This window comes from Sporosarcina sp. P13 (assembly GCF_002743055.1).
Classification (GTDB): Bacteria; Bacillota; Bacilli; order Bacillales_A; family Planococcaceae; genus Sporosarcina.
Genome location: NZ_PDYM01000049.1, coordinates 1 through 21,181, shown reverse-complemented (window position 1 = coordinate 21,181; position 21,181 = coordinate 1). Strand labels below are relative to the sequence as shown.

Genomic DNA, 21,181 nt, shown 5'->3' with positions numbered 1-21,181 from the left:
CTTCAGTATCGGAAGTAAGTCGAGCAACGACAAAACACAAAATGGTTTTTCCTTGTACCAAAGACTACCATAACGACTCTGTACTCAATAAGCGAAGGCACAACTGCGGGGTCAGCCGAAGCCATGAGACAACTAGCACGCACTTCGCTAGCTGGCTCATGGCGGGAGGCAATCCCCCACGTGCCGCAGCGATAATAGAAAGCTGACCTTCATTAACTTTAGTACCATAAAAAAGTCGAGCAACGCCCCAACACAAAAAAAGCCGTCGCAGGAAATCGTAAGCTACGACCTCCTGGACAACCCTTCCGATTATTTCATTATGTCATATTTCTCTAAGAACTTCGTATCAAAATCACCTGATTGGAAAACTTCGTGATCCATCAAGTTCGCATGGAACGGAATCGTTGTATGAACGCCTTCTACGACGAATTCGTCGAGCGCGCGTTTCATCCGAGCGACCGCTTGCTCACGCGTATCCGCATGAACGATAAGTTTTGCGACCATTGAGTCGTAAAACGGCGGGATTGTATAGCCAGGATACACTCCTGAATCGACACGTACACCAAAACCACCTGGTGGTAAGTACATTGTCACTTGACCTGGAGACGGCATGAAATTCTTTTCAGCATTTTCAGCATTGATCCGACACTCAATAGACCATCCATTAAGCACGATATCTTTTTGCTTGATCGTTAACTTTTCACCAGAGGCTACCCGTAACTGCTGTTGAACCAAATCAACACCTGTGATCATTTCTGTAATCGTATGTTCTACTTGAATTCGTGTATTCATTTCCATGAAGTAGAACTTTTGGTTAATATGGTCGAAGATGAATTCTACCGTACCTGCTCCGCGATAGTTAACAGCTTTAGCTGCCTTAACTGCCGCTTCACCCATTTCTTTACGAAGTACAGGTGAGATCGCTGGCGATGGAGCTTCTTCCACTAACTTTTGCATACGACGCTGGATTGAACAATCACGTTCCCCTAAGTGGATTGTGTTGCCGAATTTATCAGCGAGTACTTGAACTTCCACGTGGCGGAATACTTCAATGTACTTTTCAAGATAAACTCCAGGGTTACCGAATGCGGCTGCCGCTTCTTTTTGTGTAATGTTAATGCCCTTAACTAGCTCGTCCTCATTCTGTGCGACACGGATTCCTTTACCGCCACCACCAGCTGTTGCTTTGATGATCACTGGGAAACCGATACTTTTTGCAATTTCAAGCCCGTGTTCTGCATTGTCCACAAGTCCATCTGAACCAGGAACGATTGGAACGCCAGCCTCTGCCATTGTATTACGCGCAACGTCTTTCGTACCCATTTTTGAAATCGCTTCCGAAGTAGGTCCGATAAATTCAATATTTACTTCTTCACATAACTCAGCAAAGCTAGCATTTTCTGCAAGGAAACCATAACCAGGATGGATCCCGTCACAGTCAGTTGCTTTCGCTACACTGATGACGTTAGAGAAGTTCAAATAACTGTCGGTTGATAAACGTGGTCCAATACAATACGCTTCGTCTGCTAATTGAACGTGTAACGCTTCAGCATCTGCTTCAGAATAAACAGCGACTGTTTTGATACCCATTTCTTTACACGCACGAATAATTCGTACCGCAATTTCTCCACGGTTTGCAATTAATACTTTTTTCATTAGTTAGCCCCCCTTAGTTCTCTCTGACGAGGAATAAAGGTTGTCCGTATTCCACAAGTTGACCGTCTTGCACTAAAATTTCAACGATTTCTCCGGATACTTCTGCTTCAATTTCATTAAATAGTTTCATTGCTTCAACGATACATACGATAGATTCAGCCGTTACTTTATCGCCTTTTTTAACGTATGCTGCTGCATCAGGTGATGACGCTTGATAGTATGTTCCAACCATTGGTGAAGTAATTTTGTGCAATGTAGCATCTTCTGCCACTTCCGGAGCCGGTGCTGCTTCAACTGCTGGAGCTGGTGTTGCAGCTGGTGCTGGCGCCGCTGCTGGTGCTGCTACTGGAGCTGGTGCTGCAACTGGTGCTGGTGCCGCTTCTGCCACTACTATACCTGCATTTTTCTCGAGTTTGATTTTCCCGCCGTCTGCTTCAAAAGTAAACTGCTGGATGGATGACTGATCGATAAGCTTAATGATTTCGCGAATTTCTTGAATTTTTAACATATCTGATTCTCCTGACTATTGTTTTCTTCCTATCATTTACTATGATAGACGTTTTACAATAAATTTGGAATAGCAAAATCGCAAATTATTCTATAATTAATGAAAATTACAGATGATTTGCCAAATTTTACTTGTTTACATCATCTTTCACAGCTATGCGTCACCTCGGCAACGACTCCCGGTTAACTCATTTACATATTTACTCATACTACGAAAATAATCCCTAAAAAACCAGCAGCCCTTTTTCGGCTACTGGTTACTCAGTTTATTCTTTCGTCTCTGCGAAGTCTACTTTAACCGTTTGCGCGCCATCCCAACTCGACATAATGTACTGTGTAATTTCAGCTGCCATTTTCGGTGAGTGGCTTTCTGTTGATAACACAGTTACATTTACTCGTTCATCTTCTGCTCGTACAAACACTTCCGGATAGCCTAGTGCTTGGATTTGCATTTCCATCAAGGCTTCTGTAGAGCTTATTTTTCGTAGATCCGCAATTTCATTGAAGATTTCATTCTTCTGTTCCGCTGAGTAATCTGATGATGTCATTTTTGTTGTCAGTTGCTCGACCATCTCACTGCGTTCGTTGCGTACTTCCATGCGCATATCTTGGAAGATGTAGGACTCAGCGAAGACCGGCTTTACTTCCTCTGACTTGCCATCTTTTTCAAGTAACTTTGTCGCATCTTTCGTTTCTTTCGTAAAGATCGCAATTCCGTCAAACGGCATAGGCGCCTCTTTTTTCACATAGTAGATAGAAATCACTGCGACCAGACTAAGTAATGTTAAAAACCACACTGTACGTTTATTTGTTTTCAAGATGATTCCCCCTTTTCTTCATTTCCACGATAACAATACGATGTTCAGGCAGTTGTAGGACATTGGCTAATAGCTGTGAGAGCCCGTTTCTAACCGTTGGATCTTCTGCTCCTTCCGCCACGACAAGTAGTCCTTTTAACGGAGAACTCTCTTTCGTAGCGTTAGACGAAATCGAAAAGTAGCCTGCTAACGAATTCTCAGATTCTTTTTCGTCATAATGAAAGTAGACGGTGACTTTACCTAGCCCTTCCATTTGCTCAAGCGTTTCTTCTAAACTTGACAGCATGCGTTTCTCTTCTTTACTCTGTTTTTCGCCTCCTAGCCCCATACTCGTGATCCAAATTATGCCAAAGACAAGCATCAACAAACCGATTACCAACAAATTAGACTTCCCTGCTGGTTTTTCCAAAGCCATCACCAACTCTTGAATGACTCTACTGAAAACGAATTCTACATTTGCATACTATGTAGAGTTACAGCAACTTATGACCTGCCATCTGCAATAAAAACTGTATAATCCAACAAGCAATCGCGAGTTTGATTAATGGAAGAAAGATTTTCTCCATGTCTGCGGTAGCGACTAACTGTATAACTAACGCCAGCAACACTAAATTTGTCAGTCCCACTAAAAAAAGATTCATCTCGCCCCTCATTTCCCAAGCGTCATCAACTTGATAAACGTCACGATAAAAATCGTCGTGTAGATGAACGCAAACGATAACAGAAAGGAAATCGAGCACAGAACAAATAATGTTCGGCCAATATCGTCCAGCAAACCACTTACTTCTTTTTGACTAAAAGGTTCAATGATCGCAGCAGTCCAGCGGTATAAAAAAGCAATGAGTAAAATCTTGAGAGCGGGTAATAAAGCGATTGTCCAAATCGAAAACAACAGCCAGACGCTAATATATGCTGTTGCGCTGGACGAATAGCGACCAATCGAACCAAGCGTATCCGTCAACAACGAACCTATTAGCGGAATATTCTGTTTGATCAACTCTTTTAATGGTTCATTCAGCGCACCGCTCACCGTCCATGACAATGCCCCGCCAGCTGTGATAAAAATCGAATACGCTGCGACCATCGCTGAGACAATCGCCAGTAACGACGTCCGAAGTAAATCAGCCATTCGCGTAAAAACGATTTCAGGCATGAGACGCGTTAGAATATCAAGTAACAGAGCTGTCAATAGCACGGGCAATAAAAACTTCTCCGCAAACACGACAGCCCCTTGCGCGAATAGCAGCATCGCTGGCTGGAAATTCACGACACCAAACGTGGCACCGGAAGCTAAGATCATAGCTGCGATGAGTGGATACATCCCGAGAAAAAGCGATGCAATGGAATGCGTAATGAGTTGAATTTGTTGAAAGCTCTCCGTTGCGGGTTCGATTAATAACACGAGAATCATCATTAGTAACAGAAATCTCGTCCATTTTTGGAACGCGGGAAGAAAAAAATCAATCAGCGACGTTAACAACAACAGTATGAGTAATACAAGAAAAGGGCCTAGTACACCTGCAATGATGTCATTCAGAAATTCCGGCATAGGCTGTCTCGTCCATTCGTTCGTTTAGTTTCTGATTTCACCACGGGATTAGCGTATAAATGGTTTCGATTAATTGGCTAATGGACGGAAACCATAGGGTAAGGATGACAATTTTCATGACAGTCTGAAATAATTGGCCGAACGCTCCATATCCTTCATCCTTCATCTGCGATGCCAGTAGTTCCGCCATATAATACAATCCCGCGCTGACTACTAGTAACATGGTCGGTGCTGGCAGTTTTTCCACAAGTGCTAGTAACGTGCGCGCAAACGGTACGAGAACTGTGAAAAGTACATACACCGCCACCATTAAAAATAGTGTCGTATACAGAATCGGATGCAGACTTGGGACCGCGAATGACAGTAACAGCAACACGATATAGATGATGAATAGTTGAAAGAGAACTGCCATTACATCGCCATAGATAACCAGCTGAAGAATTCAGTGATTTCCGTAAAAAACACACGGAGAAACATCAGCAATTCAATCGAGATGTACAGATACGCCAGGAAAAAGAGAAAGAATGAAAAGTCCTTTTTACCGGTTTGCTCAAAGAAGACATGCAATACCCCTATTACCAATCCGACGCCGGCGATGCGCAATAAGTCATTCAATTCCATCCCACTACGCCTCCTCCATGCTCTACTCTATGAAGCTCAGTCACTAGATATGCAAAGACGAAAAAAAACACGAGATCTTTCCTCGTGTATTTGGGAATCTAGAAAAATATTAATTAGTGAGCCGTCCGGGATTGGAGCTGCAGAGGCGGACGCTCCAATCCTATATATAGATGGCAAGTACTTATAAAGTCCATTGTAGTTATTGAGTGACTTAGTATTGGTTCTTCATCATTTTAAATGCAAATGAAAAGACAAAGTACAAAGCTAAAGAACTGATCTAACTAGCTGTCTTCAGATGAAAACACTAGTGAAGCGTAGTGCAAGGCGGCGACTCGGGAAGGATCAGCCCGACAGGTGAGACAACCAGGGGAGCTTGCGAACGGTTGGCTCACCGCGGGCCCTTCCGAACGCGTCCGCCTGGAACGCAGTGAAACGGTCACATTTCTCTTCTCCCACTCTTTTCATCACAAACTAAAAAACACACGAGTAAATTACCTCGTGTGTTTGGTGTAAGATTATGCGCGAGAAACGTATTCTGCTTCTTCTGTGTTGATGACCAACATATCGCCTTGGTTGACGAAGAATGGAACTTGTACAACAACGCCAGTTTCCATTTTCGCTGGTTTTGATCCACCGCTCGCTGTGTCGCCCTTGATACCCGGCTCTGTTTCAGCTACTTGAAGCGTAACTGTTATTGGTAATTCAACACCAAGTACTTCTTCTTTGTACGTGATGACGTGAACTTCCATATTCTCTTTCAAGAACTTCAATTCATATTCAAGCTGAGATTCGTTCAGTTCAATTTGCTCGTATGATTCATTGTCCATGAAGACATGATCGTCTCCATCCGCATACAAGTACTGCATACGACGGTTATCGATTTGTGCCTTTGCTACTTTTTCACCTGCACGGAACGTCTTTTCGTTGACGTTGCCTGAGCGTAGATTACGCAACTTTGAACGAACGAATGCTGCACCTTTTCCTGGCTTAACGTGTTGGAATTCCATTACGCGCCAAATATCTCCATCTACTTCAATTGTTAGTCCTGTACGAAATTCGTTTACTGAAATCATTCGTATTCCTCCATTATTATCCGATTATAAAATAAGCAGTTCTTTAGTAGACTTTGTCAATCGTTCATTACCGGTTTCTGTAATAAGAATATCATCTTCAATCCGTACGCCACCGATTCCCGGCAAGTAAATTCCCGGTTCTACTGTTACCGCCATATTGGGCACTAACACCGTTTCTGAGCGGAATGACAAAGCAGGCGCTTCGTGAACTTCCATTCCGATTCCGTGACCTGTCGAATGTCCAAATGCATCTCCATAGCCTTTTGACTTAATATAGTCGCGTGTAATCGCGTCCGCTTCGATACCTGTCATGCCAGGCTTGATCTTTTCTACGCCTAACTGCTGCGCATGCAACGTCACTTCGTAGATTTCACGTAGTTTTGCAGAAGGTTCTCCGACAGCAACCGTTCTCGTAATATCAGAGATGTATCCATTAAAGAGCGCACCGTAATCCATTGTAACAAAATCACCAGACTCAATCACTTTATCAGATGCAACCCCATGCGGTAAAGCCCCTCTTTCGCCAGAAGCGACAATTATGTCGAATGAAGAAGATGTTGCGCCTTGTGTGCGCATAAAAAATTCCAGTTCATTGGCGATTTCAAGTTCTGTTTTACCTGCTTTTATGACCGAACAAATATGGACGAATGCTGCATCTGCAATCGATGCCGCTTGTTTTAATACTTCGATTTCCTTAGGTGTTTTAATAAGGCGAAGCTTTTCTACCAAGCCTGCGACCGGTACTAATTGCGCTTTAACCGTCTTCTCATACATTTCGAATTGGCTATAGCTTACATGTTCTTTTTCGAAGCCAAGTGTCGTGATTTTCATTTCTTTCACTTGATTGGCGATTTCTTGAATCATTGTACCGGTATGTTGGACGATCCGGTAGCCTGTCAGTTGCTCATTCGCTTGTTCCATATAACGAAAGTCCGTGATGAATAGCGCATCATTTCGGGAGATAATCGCTGTCCCAGCAGAACCCGTGAAGTCCGTCATGTAGCGGCGGTTATACGGATTTGTAATGAGTAAGGCATCTAGTTGTTGTTCTTCCAATAATTTACGAAGTTTTTCGATTTTCATGAGTCGCTCTCCCCCCGTTTTAACAGAAACGCTTGGAAGGCGAGATCATAGCCCGCTGTCCCGAAACCACAGAGCTGTCCTGCCGCTACGGGTGCAATAACAGATGTGTGCCGGAATTCTTCTCGGGTATGTATATTCGAGATGTGGACTTCGATTACCGGTACATCTATAGAAGCAATCGCGTCACGCAAGGCGATACTATAGTGCGTAAATGCGCCCGGATTGAAGATGATACCGTCAATTCCTTTGTCTCCCGCATCATGGATCCGATTAATAAGTTCGCCTTCTATATTTGATTGGAAACAAGATAGTGAGATATCCGATTGTTCAGCAAGTCGCTGAATTCGATTCTCGATGTCCGTCAATGTTTCCGCACCATAGATGTCTGGTTCTCTTTTGCCTAATCGGTTCAAGTTTGGACCGTTTAACAGTAACAGTTCCATCTGATCCCCTCCCGTTTATTTTCTTTCCTATTTTAGCACAATGAGGAGAACGGACAAACTATTTCTATTTGACTACCCGAAAGATTTTTTCATGTAGACGGACGTACCTATGACGAAGCGGTTAATTATGGCGAGCAGGCACGCAAACGGAATAGACACTTTTTTGATAAATTGCGTCATCGTTAGATCCGCTTTTATGTGGATTATCCACTCGATACAAAATAGTGCGATAACCGTGACAATGAGTGACGTTACGCTCGGTGGAATTTTCGATGTGAGGAGCGTAATCGAATAAAGAAGGAAAAATAGCGCGAAACAAAGTACCCATAGTAAAATCCACTTAAACCAAGCAGGTGTCGTCGCAAACATTTGAAATTTGGTAGTCCACCCGATTGGCGACCATTTGATAAATTTAAAGACTTTCAAGAATTTTAATGAAATAACAGTCAAGAACGCAGCCATTGCAGCTGTCCAAAATTGAGTTGCAGTAATTTTCATGACAATACCTCCCCTAACAGTGTCGGATTTTTCTATCATTTTTAAACATCTGAATGGTGTATTTACCGTTTTTTTAGTACACTAGAGATATCGTTTCTAACGACAGAAAGTGTGGGTATGTAATGAGCAAATCAAAAACTCCTCCCGCATACGGAGGTCAAGCACTTATAGAAGGTGTGATGTTTGGCGGAAAGAAAGATACAGTTACGGCTATTCGAAGAAAAGATGATTCCATTGAGTTTTATCATGTACCAAGGGAGTCACATCCCGTTCGGTCAAAGCTTAAGAAGATTCCATTTGTGCGCGGGATTGTAGCATTGATTGAATCTGCGGGAAATGGTTCAAAGCATTTGACGTTCGCAAGTGATCGCTATGATGTGATGCCAGGTGAAGAAGTCGAAGTAAAAGAAGAGGAAACGTCCAAACTAACGATGTTTCTTGGCGTGGCGGCTATTGGTGTCTTAACATTTTTATTCAGTAAGTTTGTATTCACATTGGTTCCGGTTTTCTTAGCGGAGTTATTCCAACCAATCGCGCCAGGTAAAACAGCGCAAATTATGCTTGAAAGTCTTTTCAAACTTATTTTATTACTGACGTATATCGGATTAATTTCGATGACACCGCTCATCAAACGAGTGTTCCAATATCACGGTGCGGAACATAAAGTCATTAACAACTATGAAAATAATTTGGCTATGACCGTTGAAAATGTACAATCGCAATCTCGTTTACATTATCGTTGTGGTAGTAGCTTCATATTATTTACGGTAATTGTCGGGATGTTCATTTACTTCTTCGTACCAACTGATCCGCTATGGTTGCGTGTCGTCAACCGGATTCTATTGATTCCTGTTGTGCTTGGTGTGTCGTTTGAAGTATTGCAGTTGACGAATGCAGTACGAAATGTGCCCGTGCTTCGATACTTAGGTTATCCTGGACTGTGGTTGCAATTGCTCACGACAAAAGAGCCAGACGATCAACAAGTCGAAGTCGCCATTGCTTCTTTTGAAAAATTATTAGAAGTCGAACAATACGGTGTCAGTGTGTTGAACGAAAAAGTTGAACTGGAAACAGAGACAGTTGATGAACAGAAACCTGTAACAATCTAAAAAAATCCCCCGCAAAGTCAGTTTCCACTGATATTTTGCGGGGGATTTTTCTTTATTTTACAATCCGCACTTTAACTGCGCTTGGCAATTCGTACATGTGTTGCAGCCACCGATTTCCTCGACCGTCCCTTGTCTACAAACTGGGCAAGTGTCTCCTACTTCAGAACCGATCGTAACGTTTGTCGAACGCAATGCTTGGATTGTGTTCACAAGCACAACTTTCGGCTGTTCTGTTACTTCAACGATTTCTTCCGTATCGGGAATGTTTTCTTCTGCTTTTAGCGTCAGAACTTGTGAATCACGGCTACCGTCAACATACACCGTGCCACCTTTCGCTCCGCCTTTATACAATCTTTCATACACGCTCTCTACTTGTTCCACTGTATAGCCACGTGGTGCGTTAACTGTTTTCGAAATTGAGCTATCAATCCAGCGCTGAATGATACATTGCACATCCGCATGCGCTTCTGGTGCAAGTTCCATTGATGAAATAAACCATTCAGGCAAGTTATTCGGATCTGCCTCTGGATTAGCTTGCAAATACTCTTCCACGATTTCTGCTTTTACTTCGATAAACTTACCGAGACGTCCGCTGCGGTAATATGTGAAGGAGAAATAAGGTTCAAGGCCTGTAGAAACGCCTACCATTGTTCCAGTAGATCCCGTTGGAGCAACAGTTAGAAGATGTGAGTTGCGAATACCATGTTCTAGAATCGCTTGTCGAATATCTTCTGGCATACGTTTCATAAAGCCTGAGTTAATAAACGCTTGACGTAAAGCTTTCGTTTCTTCATCTGTCTTACCGATCAAGAATGGGAAACTTCCCTTTTCTTTCGCAAGCTCGATGGACTCACGGTAAGCTGTAGTTGCGATTGTTTCAAATACTTCGTCAACTAATTGATTACCTTCAGGAGAGCCGTATTCTTTTTCACAATAGATGTGAAGGTCAGCAAGTCCCATAACACCAAGTCCTACACGGCGTTCGCCAAGGGCTTGTACTTTATTGTCTTCTAAGAAATATGGTGTCGCATCAATAACGTTGTCTTGCATACGTACACCTGTCTTGACAGTTTCTTTCAATTTCTCAAAGTTTACTGCTTTCGTTTCTTTATCCGCCATTTCTGCAAGATTGACTGCTGCTAAATTACAGACGGAGTATGGTGCGAGTGGTTGTTCCAGTTGTTATCCTAAAGGCTTTTTATCCTCTAGTTCTTACAGTTGTCTTCCTGTAAGTTCAGCATACATTTTCACTGCATAACTTTTTCATAAACCTAAGTAATTCTTTTCTTCCTTTATCTTCACCAAAGACAGCCTTAGATATTACCCTCATATCTTTTACACCATACCGAGAAAAAATCTCGTTGGTTAAGGGTGTAATAGTCGAATTTATTTTATTGAAAGGTGTTGAGAGAACTAATTCTTTATTTTCACTAGTCCATTGGATTATATATTCCTTAATATTTCGATGTATAGAATTTCTACTTTTAACATATGAGTCAGTTGCTATGCGAATAGCTAATTGACCCGAGCATTGTTGACCACAATATTTTTGTGTAGAAGTAACCATAACAGTAAATTCATCGAAACATAGCGCACAGTATCTAATTTCACGTTCAGTTTTAATTTTCCCTTTTTGAGATAAACCAGATTTACGTAATCCATCAATCATTTTCTTTTTAGAAAGGGAATCTCCATCCCATAGTTTCTTGGTATGTTCCCCTATTTTCTTTTTAGAGTCCTCAGAATGTCTTAATCCATAGTGAGCATTTAACCTACCTGACACAGCTTTATGGATCGTAGTATTATCTGAGGTAATCCAATGTTTGATGACTGAATTTAACGTCATTGGCATAGTCTCGTATATTTTCATTAATTCTTCATAGGAAATTAATTCTGTTTTTATTTGATACTGAGCTTTAATATAATCTAATTTTTCTCTAGCCAATTCAATTTCTTTTTTATTTCGTGACTTAATTTCGACTATCTTCTCAAGACTTCCTTGTTTGTCATAAAAGAAAAAATCTGGTTTATAAACTTTTCCATGAACTTCAAAGTTCTGATCTTCAAAGCTCCAAGGTATGTTAAATTGATCCAAATAGACAGCATAGGCATATTCATAAGAGCTTCTTAAATAAAAACCTTTATAAAACCCTGCGTATCCTCTGTTCAAATTTAATATCACCCTTTTTGGAAAGTTATCAGGCAGTGTTGCGGTCTCGTGCCTGGATTATAGTCTGATTATAAGTAATCAGGATCACCAGGTATGCGTTGCCCCTGACTAGAACTTTACTTCCAGCCTTCGGTTCGGATTGGCATCTCAGCTTTCCCGCTTCATCCCGCAATTTTTAACGTGAGGCGAACTCCACCACACGGATTCGTCGCTACTACTTGCTGTCCGTACGCTTTCGCATTCGTTTCGTCATTCGCATTATCAATAAAGAAAATGCCTGGTTCTGCTGAATACGTAGCACAAATATTGATTAGATCCCATAACGCACGAGCTTTGATTGTACGATAGACGCGAACATCATGTCCAAGACGTTCCCATTCACGTACATCGCCCACTTCATGCCATTTTTCATTGTAATGCTTCATTTCTTCAGGAGAATAATTTTCAACTGCTGGGAAACGAAGATCGTATGTTGCATCTTCTTCTACAGCTTTCATGAAATCATCCGTCAACGTTACAGAAATATTCGCACCTGTTAAGAATTCAGGATTATGAACAGTGTATGTTCCGCCATCTTGCAGTTTCAACTCTGCATCACGAATAATCGCTGCATTGAAACCACCTTGACCTGGAATGTGTTTATAATTCGTAATCCCTTGGTACATTGCTTCTTCTTGTGCTGTCAGTGGTTTGAAATTCAATTTTTCATGTGCCAATTTCTTAATCATTTCATCTTCCGTATTTTCGATCAAATACCGCAAAATCCGCGGATTCTGCATCTTGGAGATGATAAATTCACAAATATCCGGGTGCCAGTTAGCTAACATAATCATTTGAGCACCACGTCTTGATCCGCCCTGCTCCACTAAATGTGTAAGTTTTGCGATATCGTCGAGCCATGAAACGGAACCAGATGATTTACCGTTGACACCGCGTGCCAATGTATTACGTGGACGCAATGTTGAACCATTCGTACCAACACCACCGCCACGACTCATAATCTCCATCACTTGCTTGCGGTGATCAGAAATTCCTTCGCGTGAATCTGGAACAAACGGCATGACGTAACAGTTAAAAAATGTAACATCCGTATCCGAACCTGCACCATACAGTACGCGTCCAGCCGGAATGAAGTTCAAGTCTTTTAACTGGTCATAAAATCGCTCATACGACTGTACTCGTCCTTCTTCTGTCGTTTCAACAGAAGCTAAGCCTGTTGCATTACGTTTAGCGATTTGCTCATAAAAAACTTCCAATGGCTTTTCAAGCACATCTAGCGGACGAGTAATCGTTCCTTTAAGCTGCTCGTCCGCATCATTGATGGATGAACGAAACTCTTCTTCAATCCAAATATCGGCTTTGCCAGCTTCCAAATCGAGTGCTGTAATATACCCTAGCCCACGCGCAGGAAATTTCGGATCTTCACGAACCGTCAGAACAACAAAATCCCCAACTTTCAATGTCTTCTTTTCCATATCCTTAAATGAATAACGATCAATCATGACTAGACGGGATACGCCGCTATGCGTCAGCTTCATATCTTCCGTAATCGGATGCACTTGTGGGAATTTTTCAATGTCCTCATTCAACTGCTGTTTGTTCAAAAATGGTTCGCCTTTTTTAGACATCGTAACCATATAACATCCTCCTTCAATTTCACCAAACACAACATCTAGTGTTGTTATTACTTATTAATCTACTACATATTGAAAAAATGTCAATGGACAACATCCCCTTCAAAATGGGAAACAGTTGATATATCGACATTTCGCAAAAAAAATAAAACAAAAGCCCTAACTTTACTTTTTGAAATTCCAGTCATCATTAGCATATTTTTCTTTCTCGATTCGACGCACTAATTCCATTTGTTCATCCGTCAATTCAAGTGGCTCCAATGTGATATCGAGCGACTTTTCAAATCCTTGTGAAAATGCAACTTTACATTCATCAATCGTAATCTCACGATCCGACAGACGATCAATCGCAATTGCTCGATCCGGTAACGTTCTGCGGACACGTTCTTTTAACGCTTCTGATGAATACGTAAAAATTGATGTCAGCTTATCAACATCAAGGCTCAGTAAAATAGCACCATGTTGAAGAATAACACCTTTTTGACGAGTTTGCGCACTTCCTGCAACTTTTTTTCCTTCAACCACTAATTCATACCAACTAGGCGCATCGAAACAGACACCGCTTTTCGGATTTCTTAACTGATTTGTCACATCTTGATCGGGTATAGAAAATTCTGCTTGCAAGCCTAAATTACGGAAACCTTCCAGCAAACCGCCTGAAATGACACGATAGGCTTCAGTCACCGTTTCGGGCATCCCTGGGTAATTCTCGCTAACAATTACGCTATATGTAAGTTCATGCTCATGAAGGACACCACGGCCCCCCGTTGGTCTACGGACAAACCCCAGCCCAAGCTCTTTCACTTTCTCCATATCAATATCTTTTTCAATACGTTGGAAATATCCAATCGATAACGTAGCAGGAGACCATTCATAAAAGCGTAGAACGGGTCCAATTTCTCCTCGACTATGCAAGTCAAGAAGCGCTTCATCTAGCGCCATATTATATGACGGTGTACATTTCCCTGAATCCACATAATGCCAAACAGCTTGTGCCATAGTCATTCTCCTTAGTAAGTCATAATTCATCTATCGTATAGGAAATCGTCAACGAAAAAAACAATAACGCATTACATTTTAGCATTAGGATTGAACTGATGCTAGAAAATCTTTATACTAGAGATATTGATAAAAGGGGGAAGTTTTTTGAGTTATTATTTTTTGGGCGCAGTAGTGCTCGCAGTCATCGTGTATTTTGTATCTACATACGTTCGTGTGGGGAAAGCACTCACTACGTTAACGCAAGAAGAATTCATTAAAGGCTACCGGAAAGCGCAGTTAATCGATGTCCGGGAACCAAAAGATTTTGAAGCTGGACATATTTTAGGCGCGCGTAATATTCCGTTTACACAATTTTCACAGCGCTATAAAGAAATCCGACCTGATAAGCCCATTTATCTTTACGATCAAAATACTAGTCGTACAGGCCGTGCTGCTTTATTCTTGAAGAAAAAAGGATGCACAGAAATTTATCAATTACGTGGCGGTTTCAAGCAGTGGTCTGGTAAAATCAAATCAAAATAATGACTATAGATCCTCCTTTTTCGGGGGATCTACTTATATATAAAGGAGAATTTAAAAACGTATGAAACCATCATTTTTACTCCCTTTAGACGCATCACACTATGAAAAGTTACCGCATTATCAAAATTACGGTGTCGTTATACAAGCCATTCTAGACAAACTCACCACACACTCACCTGCTGATTGGAAACTGATCCAAGTAGAGGAATTCTCTTCTTATACAGAAACCATGCTTCCAGAGCTAATCCATCACAAACGCTTGCCTTATGAATCCCTTTGCCATCTATATCAAACGCTGCCAACCGTGAAAATCCAACAAGATGATTCGACCAATGGTTTCGCCCTGCAAAGCGCAGAAACAATCGATAATCAATTACTCTTCTTCCCAGAGCATCAACTCGCAGTGGCGAATATTAGCTACTATGTCGCAACCGGCGCCACTTGGTCAGAACATACCGTCTTCGCACCGTCAGCTGAGCACGTCAAACGATTCATAGAAGAGTTGAATCACTTACAACGACAAGCGATGAAGACGAATATTACCTATTTGGTCGATACAGAAGAAGGTATTGATAAGAAGACATACGGACTGGGTGCACAAATCGAACGTAGTGATGTGTTGCTAGACGAACATTTAAAAAATGAATTGTTCCGTTCAATTGATGAATTCTTTTCGAATGATGGCGCATTTTTTAAAGAATATGGTCTTCCATACAAACGCGGAATCTTACTGTATGGCTCACCAGGTAACGGTAAGACAACACTCGTGCGATCTATCACAGGAACAACAGATGCGCCAGTCGTATATTGGCAAATTACTGAATTTACAGGCAGTCATTCTGTACAGGAAGTGTTTTCGACTGTAGAACGACTTGCACCGGCGATACTCGTGATCGAGGATATCGACTCCATGCCGGAGCATATGAGAAGCACATTTTTGAATATTCTAGACGGCGTACATGTCCGTGACGGGCTGTTCATCATCGGCACGACTAATTATCCTGAACGAATCGATCCTGCGCTTATTAACCGTGCTGGACGTTTTGACAGCACATATGAGATCCCTTCTCCTACTGAAGAAGTGAGGAAACAATATATCGAAAAACTCGATAAGAAACAGATTTTGCAAGCACCACAAATACTAGCTATCGCCAAACAAACAAAAGGCTTATCTATCTCACAGTTAAACGAGTTGTATATGTCCATTGCGCTTACGTATCATTATGATGATATGATTATTTACGAAGAACGTATCCAGCAATTACAAAAGCAGCATCGACAAGCGACACGTCATGACTGGGATGGCGGTTCAGAAATAGGATTTTGATATTCAAGACATAAAGGGATGCAATACCGTAATGGTTTTGCATCCCTTTTATATGTTGATCTAAACCCACGTTCTACTGTATTTCCCTCTACCTACTAGATCCACTCATTCGCCGTACTTTAAAATAAGTTTAGACCATAGGATACGTAATATTGTGATCTGTCAATATATCAACGCGATTACATATAATAATAAAATTCAATAAGTAGAGCCTCCCAAAGTTTACTGCATCTTTGAAATGAAGGTGAAAATAGAATCCAATCTAAAGGAGCGGGAAAAATGAAGAAATTTTTAGTGGCTGCGTTAATCGTAGGCGTGCTCTTTATTCTAGGCATCATTGGTTATCAATGGTTCATTGGAAATTCTGCAGAAAGTGAAGTCACAATTGAAAAAGATGAAGCTACATCACTAGCAGTAAACGTCGTATTCGATGTAGGCGATCTAGTCATTCAAGGCGGATCTACAAACTGGTTAGATGCTATATTTGATTCTAAAGATGAAAAATTTCTTCCTAACGTAACGTATTCTACTAAAAAAGATATGGGTGTACTAACAGTTAAGCAAAAATCTAAAGTTTTCCGATTAAATGAAAGCAAACCAAAAAACCATTGGGACATTCAACTTACCAATGATATACCTATTGATTTAGACGTGGACATGGGCGTATCGAAGGCAACATTGAACTTGAACGGAGTACAACTGAACAACTTAACAATCGATAGTGGCGTCAGTGACTCCACTATTGACTTAAGTGGAGAATGGCAGAATAATCTTCAAGGCGATATTAATTTAGGGGTTGGAAAGATGACACTTATTCTACCAAAACAAACCGGCGTCAAACTGATTGTAGATAAAGGACTTGGAACACTTGAATTAAAAGATTTTATCGCACAAAGTACGAACATCTATGTCAATGAAGCGTATACCAATAAAGGAACAACTATCGAAATTGACGTCGATCTAGGTGTAGGAACTTTGAAGGTAGACCTAGTCGAATAAACATGCTAAACGCAACCTATACAGCCAAAAGCCTTTCACTCCACAATGAAAGGCTTTTTACTAATAAATTATATGAATACAATGTACTCTCCTCCCACTTCCTTTACTAAACCAAATGATCTCAAAAGTCTTTTTTCTACTTACTGCGTGTATTTCTATTATTTTGGGTATAAAGAAAGTAGGGACAAAAATACTGAAGTGAGGTGAGTTTAATTGGAAAATTCCAACCGACAATCTATTAAACAAAAAACTGCCTTGGATCCAACTGATTTAAAAAGAGTTGTTGATGACTCCATGTTTACATTCGACTCAACCGAGCAAGTGGAAAGGTTAACAACAATCGTTGGACAACAACGTGCCCGTCATGTCATGAATTTTGGCCTGCACGTGAATAAACCTGGATATAATTTATACGTCAGCGGGAACGTAGGCACCGGGAAAACATCCTTTGTTAATTCAGTCGTGAATGACTTTGCTAACAGAGATGCTAAACTTTTCGACTGGTGCTATGTCAATAACTTTGAAGACGAGTATAAGCCTAAAGTGTTAAAACTATCGGCCGGATTGGGTAAGAAACTTCAAAAGTCTATGGAAAACCTGTTAAATGATTTGAAAGTAGATATCCCAAGTATATTTACCGAAGAGGATCATCAAAAAAACCGGACATCCATCATTCGAAAATATAAAGAAAAGATAGAACAACTGTATAAACAGACCGATCAAACGGCAACTGATTACGGATTTTTGCTCAAACAGTCCGGTTCAACGATTGTAACTATACCTATGGGTGAAGATGGACAACCTTTGAGTGAAGAAACCTACAACGCATTGGATGAAAAACAACTGGCTACTATAGAAAATAACTCTGTCAAATTACAAGAAATCATACTTGATGCCACAAAATCTATTCACCAGTTTGAACAGGAGTTAAAAAGATCATTAGCTGGCTTTGATCATCAAACAGCCCTTATCGCTATTGACTATCATATAGATGAGTTAAAAAAGAGTTATAAAAATTGCCCTGAAGTGATGCATCACCTAAAAGCCGTTCGAAAAGATCTTGTAGAAAACTTTCATGTTTTTTTACCAAATGAATCGAAACAAGAAGAAAAGCCATTAGGCATTCTGTTTACAGACGAACAACAGGCGTTTAAAAAATATACAATTAACGTGCTCGTTGATCATAGTGAAACAGAAGGTATGCCCGTCATTTCGGCTGACAATCCTACTTTTTATAATTTAATTGGCAAGGTAGAATATGAAAACCGAATGGGTATTATGAGCACGGATTTCACTAAAATCAAACCAGGCTATCTTCATCATGCAAATGGTGGGTATCTTATCATTCAAGCGAAAGATATCTTTTCAAAAAGCCAAGCGTGGGAAGGATTAAAAAGAGCTTTATTAACCCATAAACTTCAAATTGAGAATATAGGCGAGCACACAAGCATCATTGCGACGGCATCGGTTAATCCAGCCCCGATTCCCCTAGATGTAAAAATAATTATTATTGGTAATATGGACATGTACCAAATTCTCTATAATCATGAGGAAGATTTTCGTAAACTATTTAAAATTCGCGTGGACTTTGATATTGAAATGAATTACAACGAGGAAAATATTACAGGACTGGTAAGCTTTATTCATACACATTGCAGAAAACATAAACTGCGACATTTTGACCGAACGGCTGTCGCAAAAATGATAGAATATAGCGCACGTCTCGCTGGGCACCAAAACAAATTATCTACACGGTTTAATCTCCAAGTAGAACTGATCTACGAAGCCGATGCATGGGCAAGCATGATGGGAGACGACCTCGTTTCAGCTAAACATATTGAAAAAGCTATTCACGAAAAGACCTATCGTTCAAACTTATATGAGGAAAAAGTTCAAGCAAGTATTGATGAAGAAAGTATTTTGATTGATACGGTTGGAGAAAAAGTAGGTCAAGTAAATGGCTTGGCCGTTTATGATTTAGGGCAATACCGTTTCGGTAAACCCACACGTATTACTGCAACCACTTTTATGGGAAGGAAAGGTTTTGTCAATATTGAAAGGGAAAGTCAACTAAGCGGCAACATTCATAATAAAGGTGTTTATATATTGGGCGGATATTTAGGGCAAAAGTTTGCTCAAACGTATCCATTAGTATTGACTGCACATATTGCATTTGAACAATCTTATGGCGGCGTAGACGGTGATAGCGCGTCAAGCACAGAGCTGTATGCGATTCTGTCCAGTTTAGCAGAAGTCCCAATCGATCAAGGATTAGCGGTAACCGGCTCCGTAAATCAAAACGGTGAAATTCAACCCATTGGTGGTGTGAATGAAAAAATAGAAGGATTTTATACTGTTTGTAAAAGCAAAGGATTGACAGGTACACAAGGCGTACTCATCCCCCATCAAAACGTTAAAAACTTAATGTTGAATGATGAAGTCATTGAGGCCGTCCGTGATGGACAGTTCCATATTTATAAAGTACAAACGATTGAAGAAGGTATAGAGATTTTAACTGGTCTTCCTGCCGGACAACCGGATGAACGTGGTGAGTATGAGAAAGACACTGTCTATGGAAAAGTTGCAGAAAAGCTACGAATGTTTATGGAGTTTGCGAAAGAGCAAGAGAAATGAATCGTTATAGGATAGATCACTGGTAGTTACTAAGCAATCTACCAATGTCCAACATATGATCTCCATAAAAAACTATCGTTTAGTAGATAATTAGGGCCGTAGAAAAACATCTTCCTACGGCTTGCGCTAATTGTAAAACTACTAGATAAATTAAGTAAGTGCATGTAATACATTATTCATGCAATCGTAATAAACAAAGAAAATACTCCTATCTATTTCCAACTAGCTTACAATCCTAAGTCTTTTTTGTTACATTGCAATCCTGACTGCAATTAGGTTGTACAATGGAAATACGTCAATATTCTTGAGGTGCATTATTATGAATAAGAAACGCTTATCCTGGGTAGATGGCGCCAAAGGATTTTTAATGATTCTTGTCGTCATTGGACATTACCCTGGACAGCTTGAATTCCCACTAGCTAAGTATATTTATTGGTTTCACATGCCAGCCTTCTTTATTTTAAGTGGTTTGTTTTTTAAGCCCGTACTAGAAAAAGGCTTCATGAAGCAATCGATTCATAAACGATTTATGCAATTGATTGTTCCCTATTTGTTTTTCCTTTTAAGCATTACGCTCATTCGTTACGGCATAGAAATTAGTTCGGGCAATACGGACATATCATGGTATGTACATGATTTTTGGACACTCGTTATCGGCGGCCGTTTTGCACGTGGTGCGTACGGTGTCTTTTGGTTTGTAACGACGCTGTTCTTTACGTATTTGTTCTTTTTATGGTTGACTACATACTTTAGCCGCACGAAACAAATCATTATTTTGATTATTTCTTATTGCATTGCCCACTATGAAAGTATTTTTGCGATGCGTGTCATTGGTGGTGCACCCGATACTGCGTCTCAAACAGTTCCAATGATTTGGAATATCGATGTTGCACTTATGGCAGTCGTCTATTTTTCTCTCGGCTATTATATGAAGAGTGTTTGGATGAACGTTTCGGGGAGATGGTTAATCGCGGGATTGACAGGTAGTGTAGTAGCCATTGTACTCGATGCTATTCATATAATTGACTATCATTTGAGCATGAAATTTTTACGCTATGAGCATTTCATTCTAGATCTGATCATTCCACTTTCATTCACACTCGTAGTAGTTGGCGTATTCCAACGCATTGCTGCCCTGCTGTCAGTAAAATGGCTGCAAAAAATCGAGAAACACTCTTTGACAATTATGTACTTGCACATCTTTACAGATATTTTGTTAAATGATTTCTTTACCTATGGCATTATTGGGTTCACCGCATTCGGATTGATTATTCCCATCCTATTTTCAATCATCATACAAAAGTATCTACCGCATGGAAAGGTACTCGTTGGTGGGTTTTCACATAAAAAGATCACTACCAGCCAGGTACCAACTCATTAACATCCGATCCTATTGTGTAATTAACAAATACAATCGCAAGTTCGTTATATGAAAAAGGGGTTGGGACAAAACCAAAAAAATGCATGAAGGATCATTCTTCTCCTTCATGCATTTTTCTTTTTGACTACGTATTTATAAAAGTAACTTTTGAGATA

20 protein-coding genes and 2 pseudogenes are annotated in these 21,181 nt (G+C 40.5%); 6 read left to right on the top strand and 16 right to left on the bottom strand.

The window, feature by feature from the left end; translation table 11 throughout:
* Positions 1–309: 309 nt before the first annotated feature.
* The 12 genes from accC to CSV79_RS15350 all read right to left on the bottom strand — a co-directional run bounded on the left by accC (position 310) and on the right by CSV79_RS15350 (position 8,248).
* Positions 310–1,656 carry an acetyl-CoA carboxylase biotin carboxylase subunit gene (gene accC, locus CSV79_RS15400; protein WP_099689935.1) on the bottom strand — a complete coding sequence of 449 codons (1,347 nt, stop codon included), beginning with the start codon at positions 1,654–1,656 and terminating at the stop codon, positions 310–312.
* Positions 1,657–1,669: 13 nt separating this feature from the next.
* Complete coding sequence (accB, locus tag CSV79_RS15395; protein WP_099689934.1) at positions 1,670–2,164, bottom strand: acetyl-CoA carboxylase biotin carboxyl carrier protein; 495 nt, start codon at positions 2,162–2,164, stop codon at positions 1,670–1,672.
* A 265-nt stretch (positions 2,165–2,429) separates the two neighbouring features.
* Positions 2,430–2,981, bottom strand: coding sequence for a SpoIIIAH-like family protein (locus CSV79_RS15390; protein ID WP_099689933.1), 552 nt, complete (start codon positions 2,979–2,981; stop codon positions 2,430–2,432).
* Positions 2,968–3,396: a hypothetical protein gene (locus CSV79_RS15385; protein ID WP_099689932.1), complete on the bottom strand. Its 429-nt coding sequence runs from the start codon at positions 3,394–3,396 to the stop codon at positions 2,968–2,970. The genes CSV79_RS15390 and CSV79_RS15385 overlap by 14 nt, the downstream gene beginning before the upstream one ends.
* A 58-nt stretch (positions 3,397–3,454) precedes the next feature.
* Positions 3,455–3,622 (bottom strand): hypothetical protein, encoded by a 168-nt coding sequence (locus CSV79_RS16920; RefSeq protein ID WP_158232565.1) that lies wholly within the window; start codon positions 3,620–3,622, stop codon positions 3,455–3,457.
* Positions 3,623–3,630: 8 nt separating this feature from the next.
* On the bottom strand, positions 3,631–4,530 hold the full coding sequence (locus CSV79_RS15380; RefSeq protein ID WP_099689931.1) for a stage III sporulation protein AE: 900 nt from the start codon (positions 4,528–4,530) through the stop codon (positions 3,631–3,633).
* Between the two features lie 37 nt (positions 4,531–4,567).
* Positions 4,568–4,942 (bottom strand): SpoIIIAC/SpoIIIAD family protein, encoded by a 375-nt coding sequence (locus CSV79_RS15375; protein ID WP_099689930.1) that lies wholly within the window; start codon positions 4,940–4,942, stop codon positions 4,568–4,570.
* The gene (locus CSV79_RS15370) at positions 4,942–5,151 is read right to left on the bottom strand and encodes a stage III sporulation protein AC (protein ID WP_099689929.1); all 210 of its coding nucleotides are present in this window, start codon (positions 5,149–5,151) and stop codon (positions 4,942–4,944) included. Before CSV79_RS15370 ends, CSV79_RS15375 begins: the two co-directional genes overlap by 1 nt.
* Positions 5,152–5,666: 515 nt before the next feature.
* Complete coding sequence (efp, locus tag CSV79_RS15365) at positions 5,667–6,224, bottom strand: elongation factor P (protein ID WP_099689928.1); 558 nt, start codon at positions 6,222–6,224, stop codon at positions 5,667–5,669.
* Between the two features lie 24 nt (positions 6,225–6,248).
* Complete coding sequence (locus tag CSV79_RS15360; RefSeq protein WP_099689927.1) at positions 6,249–7,307, bottom strand: M24 family metallopeptidase; 1,059 nt, start codon at positions 7,305–7,307, stop codon at positions 6,249–6,251.
* Entirely contained in the window at positions 7,304–7,750 is a 447-nt protein-coding gene (aroQ, locus tag CSV79_RS15355; protein WP_099689926.1) for a type II 3-dehydroquinate dehydratase, read from the bottom strand. The genes CSV79_RS15360 and aroQ overlap by 4 nt, the downstream gene beginning before the upstream one ends.
* Positions 7,751–7,822: 72 nt before the next feature.
* A complete protein-coding gene (locus CSV79_RS15350; RefSeq protein ID WP_099689925.1) occupies positions 7,823–8,248 on the bottom strand; it encodes a hypothetical protein in 426 nt (141 codons plus the stop codon).
* A gap of 122 nt (positions 8,249–8,370) precedes the next feature.
* Between CSV79_RS15350 and CSV79_RS15345 the strand changes: the two genes are divergently transcribed.
* Entirely contained in the window at positions 8,371–9,357 is a 987-nt protein-coding gene (locus tag CSV79_RS15345) for a DUF1385 domain-containing protein (RefSeq protein WP_099689924.1), read from the top strand.
* Between the two features lie 57 nt (positions 9,358–9,414).
* Here the strand turns inward: CSV79_RS15345 and CSV79_RS15340 are convergent.
* The 4 genes and pseudogenes from CSV79_RS15340 to CSV79_RS15325 all read right to left on the bottom strand — a co-directional run.
* Positions 9,415–10,533 (bottom strand): annotated as a pseudogene (locus tag CSV79_RS15340) (vitamin B12-dependent ribonucleotide reductase); the annotation flags it as partial.
* A gap of 58 nt (positions 10,534–10,591) precedes the next feature.
* A complete protein-coding gene (locus CSV79_RS15335) occupies positions 10,592–11,527 on the bottom strand; it encodes a restriction endonuclease (protein WP_099689922.1) in 936 nt (311 codons plus the stop codon).
* 194 nt (positions 11,528–11,721) lie between these two features.
* A pseudogene (locus CSV79_RS15330) lies at positions 11,722–13,164 on the bottom strand (vitamin B12-dependent ribonucleotide reductase); the annotation flags it as partial.
* A 162-nt stretch (positions 13,165–13,326) separates the two neighbouring features.
* Entirely contained in the window at positions 13,327–14,160 is an 834-nt protein-coding gene (locus CSV79_RS15325) for a lipoate--protein ligase family protein (protein WP_099689920.1), read from the bottom strand.
* A gap of 174 nt (positions 14,161–14,334) precedes the next feature.
* Between CSV79_RS15325 and CSV79_RS15320 the strand changes: the two genes are divergently transcribed.
* The 5 genes from CSV79_RS15320 (at position 14,335) to CSV79_RS15300 (ending at position 21,026) form a co-directional block, all read left to right on the top strand.
* The gene (locus CSV79_RS15320; protein ID WP_369824996.1) at positions 14,335–14,685 is read left to right on the top strand and encodes a rhodanese-like domain-containing protein; all 351 of its coding nucleotides are present in this window, start codon (positions 14,335–14,337) and stop codon (positions 14,683–14,685) included.
* Between the two features lie 61 nt (positions 14,686–14,746).
* A complete protein-coding gene (locus CSV79_RS15315) occupies positions 14,747–16,012 on the top strand; it encodes an AAA family ATPase (RefSeq protein ID WP_099689918.1) in 1,266 nt (421 codons plus the stop codon).
* Positions 16,013–16,291: 279 nt separating this feature from the next.
* Positions 16,292–17,011: a toast rack family protein gene (locus CSV79_RS15310; RefSeq protein ID WP_099689917.1), complete on the top strand. Its 720-nt coding sequence runs from the start codon at positions 16,292–16,294 to the stop codon at positions 17,009–17,011.
* Positions 17,012–17,224: 213 nt separating this feature from the next.
* Positions 17,225–19,645: an ATP-binding protein gene (locus CSV79_RS15305; RefSeq protein WP_199171939.1), complete on the top strand. Its 2,421-nt coding sequence runs from the start codon at positions 17,225–17,227 to the stop codon at positions 19,643–19,645.
* A gap of 319 nt (positions 19,646–19,964) precedes the next feature.
* The gene (locus CSV79_RS15300) at positions 19,965–21,026 is read left to right on the top strand and encodes an acyltransferase family protein (RefSeq protein WP_099689916.1); all 1,062 of its coding nucleotides are present in this window, start codon (positions 19,965–19,967) and stop codon (positions 21,024–21,026) included.
* Positions 21,027–21,181: the final 155 nt, after the last annotated feature.

Bases quoted from the DNA above. Each gene is read 5' to 3' on its own strand.
- CSV79_RS15370 (WP_099689929.1), bottom strand. From the start codon at position 5,151: ATGGAATTGAATGACTTATTGCGCATCGCCGGCGTCGGATTGGTAATA.
- CSV79_RS16920 (WP_158232565.1), bottom strand. From the start codon at position 3,622: ATGAATCTTTTTTTAGTGGGACTGACAAATTTAGTGTTGCTGGCGTTA.
- CSV79_RS15380 (WP_099689931.1), bottom strand. From the start codon at position 4,530: ATGCCGGAATTTCTGAATGACATCATTGCAGGTGTACTAGGCCCTTTT.
- aroQ (WP_099689926.1), bottom strand. From the start codon at position 7,750: ATGGAACTGTTACTGTTAAACGGTCCAAACTTGAACCGATTAGGCAAA.
- accC (WP_099689935.1), bottom strand. From the start codon at position 1,656: ATGAAAAAAGTATTAATTGCAAACCGTGGAGAAATTGCGGTACGAATT.
- efp (WP_099689928.1), bottom strand. From the start codon at position 6,224: ATGATTTCAGTAAACGAATTTCGTACAGGACTAACAATTGAAGTAGAT.
- CSV79_RS15315 (WP_099689918.1), top strand. From the start codon at position 14,747: ATGAAACCATCATTTTTACTCCCTTTAGACGCATCACACTATGAAAAG.
- CSV79_RS15310 (WP_099689917.1), top strand. From the start codon at position 16,292: ATGAAGAAATTTTTAGTGGCTGCGTTAATCGTAGGCGTGCTCTTTATT.
- CSV79_RS15300 (WP_099689916.1), top strand. From the start codon at position 19,965: ATGAATAAGAAACGCTTATCCTGGGTAGATGGCGCCAAAGGATTTTTA.
- CSV79_RS15345 (WP_099689924.1), top strand. From the start codon at position 8,371: ATGAGCAAATCAAAAACTCCTCCCGCATACGGAGGTCAAGCACTTATA.
- CSV79_RS15375 (WP_099689930.1), bottom strand. From the start codon at position 4,942: ATGGCAGTTCTCTTTCAACTATTCATCATCTATATCGTGTTGCTGTTA.
- CSV79_RS15385 (WP_099689932.1), bottom strand. From the start codon at position 3,396: ATGGCTTTGGAAAAACCAGCAGGGAAGTCTAATTTGTTGGTAATCGGT.
- accB (WP_099689934.1), bottom strand. From the start codon at position 2,164: ATGTTAAAAATTCAAGAAATTCGCGAAATCATTAAGCTTATCGATCAG.
- CSV79_RS15350 (WP_099689925.1), bottom strand. From the start codon at position 8,248: ATGAAAATTACTGCAACTCAATTTTGGACAGCTGCAATGGCTGCGTTC.
- CSV79_RS15360 (WP_099689927.1), bottom strand. From the start codon at position 7,307: ATGAAAATCGAAAAACTTCGTAAATTATTGGAAGAACAACAACTAGAT.
- CSV79_RS15325 (WP_099689920.1), bottom strand. From the start codon at position 14,160: ATGGCACAAGCTGTTTGGCATTATGTGGATTCAGGGAAATGTACACCG.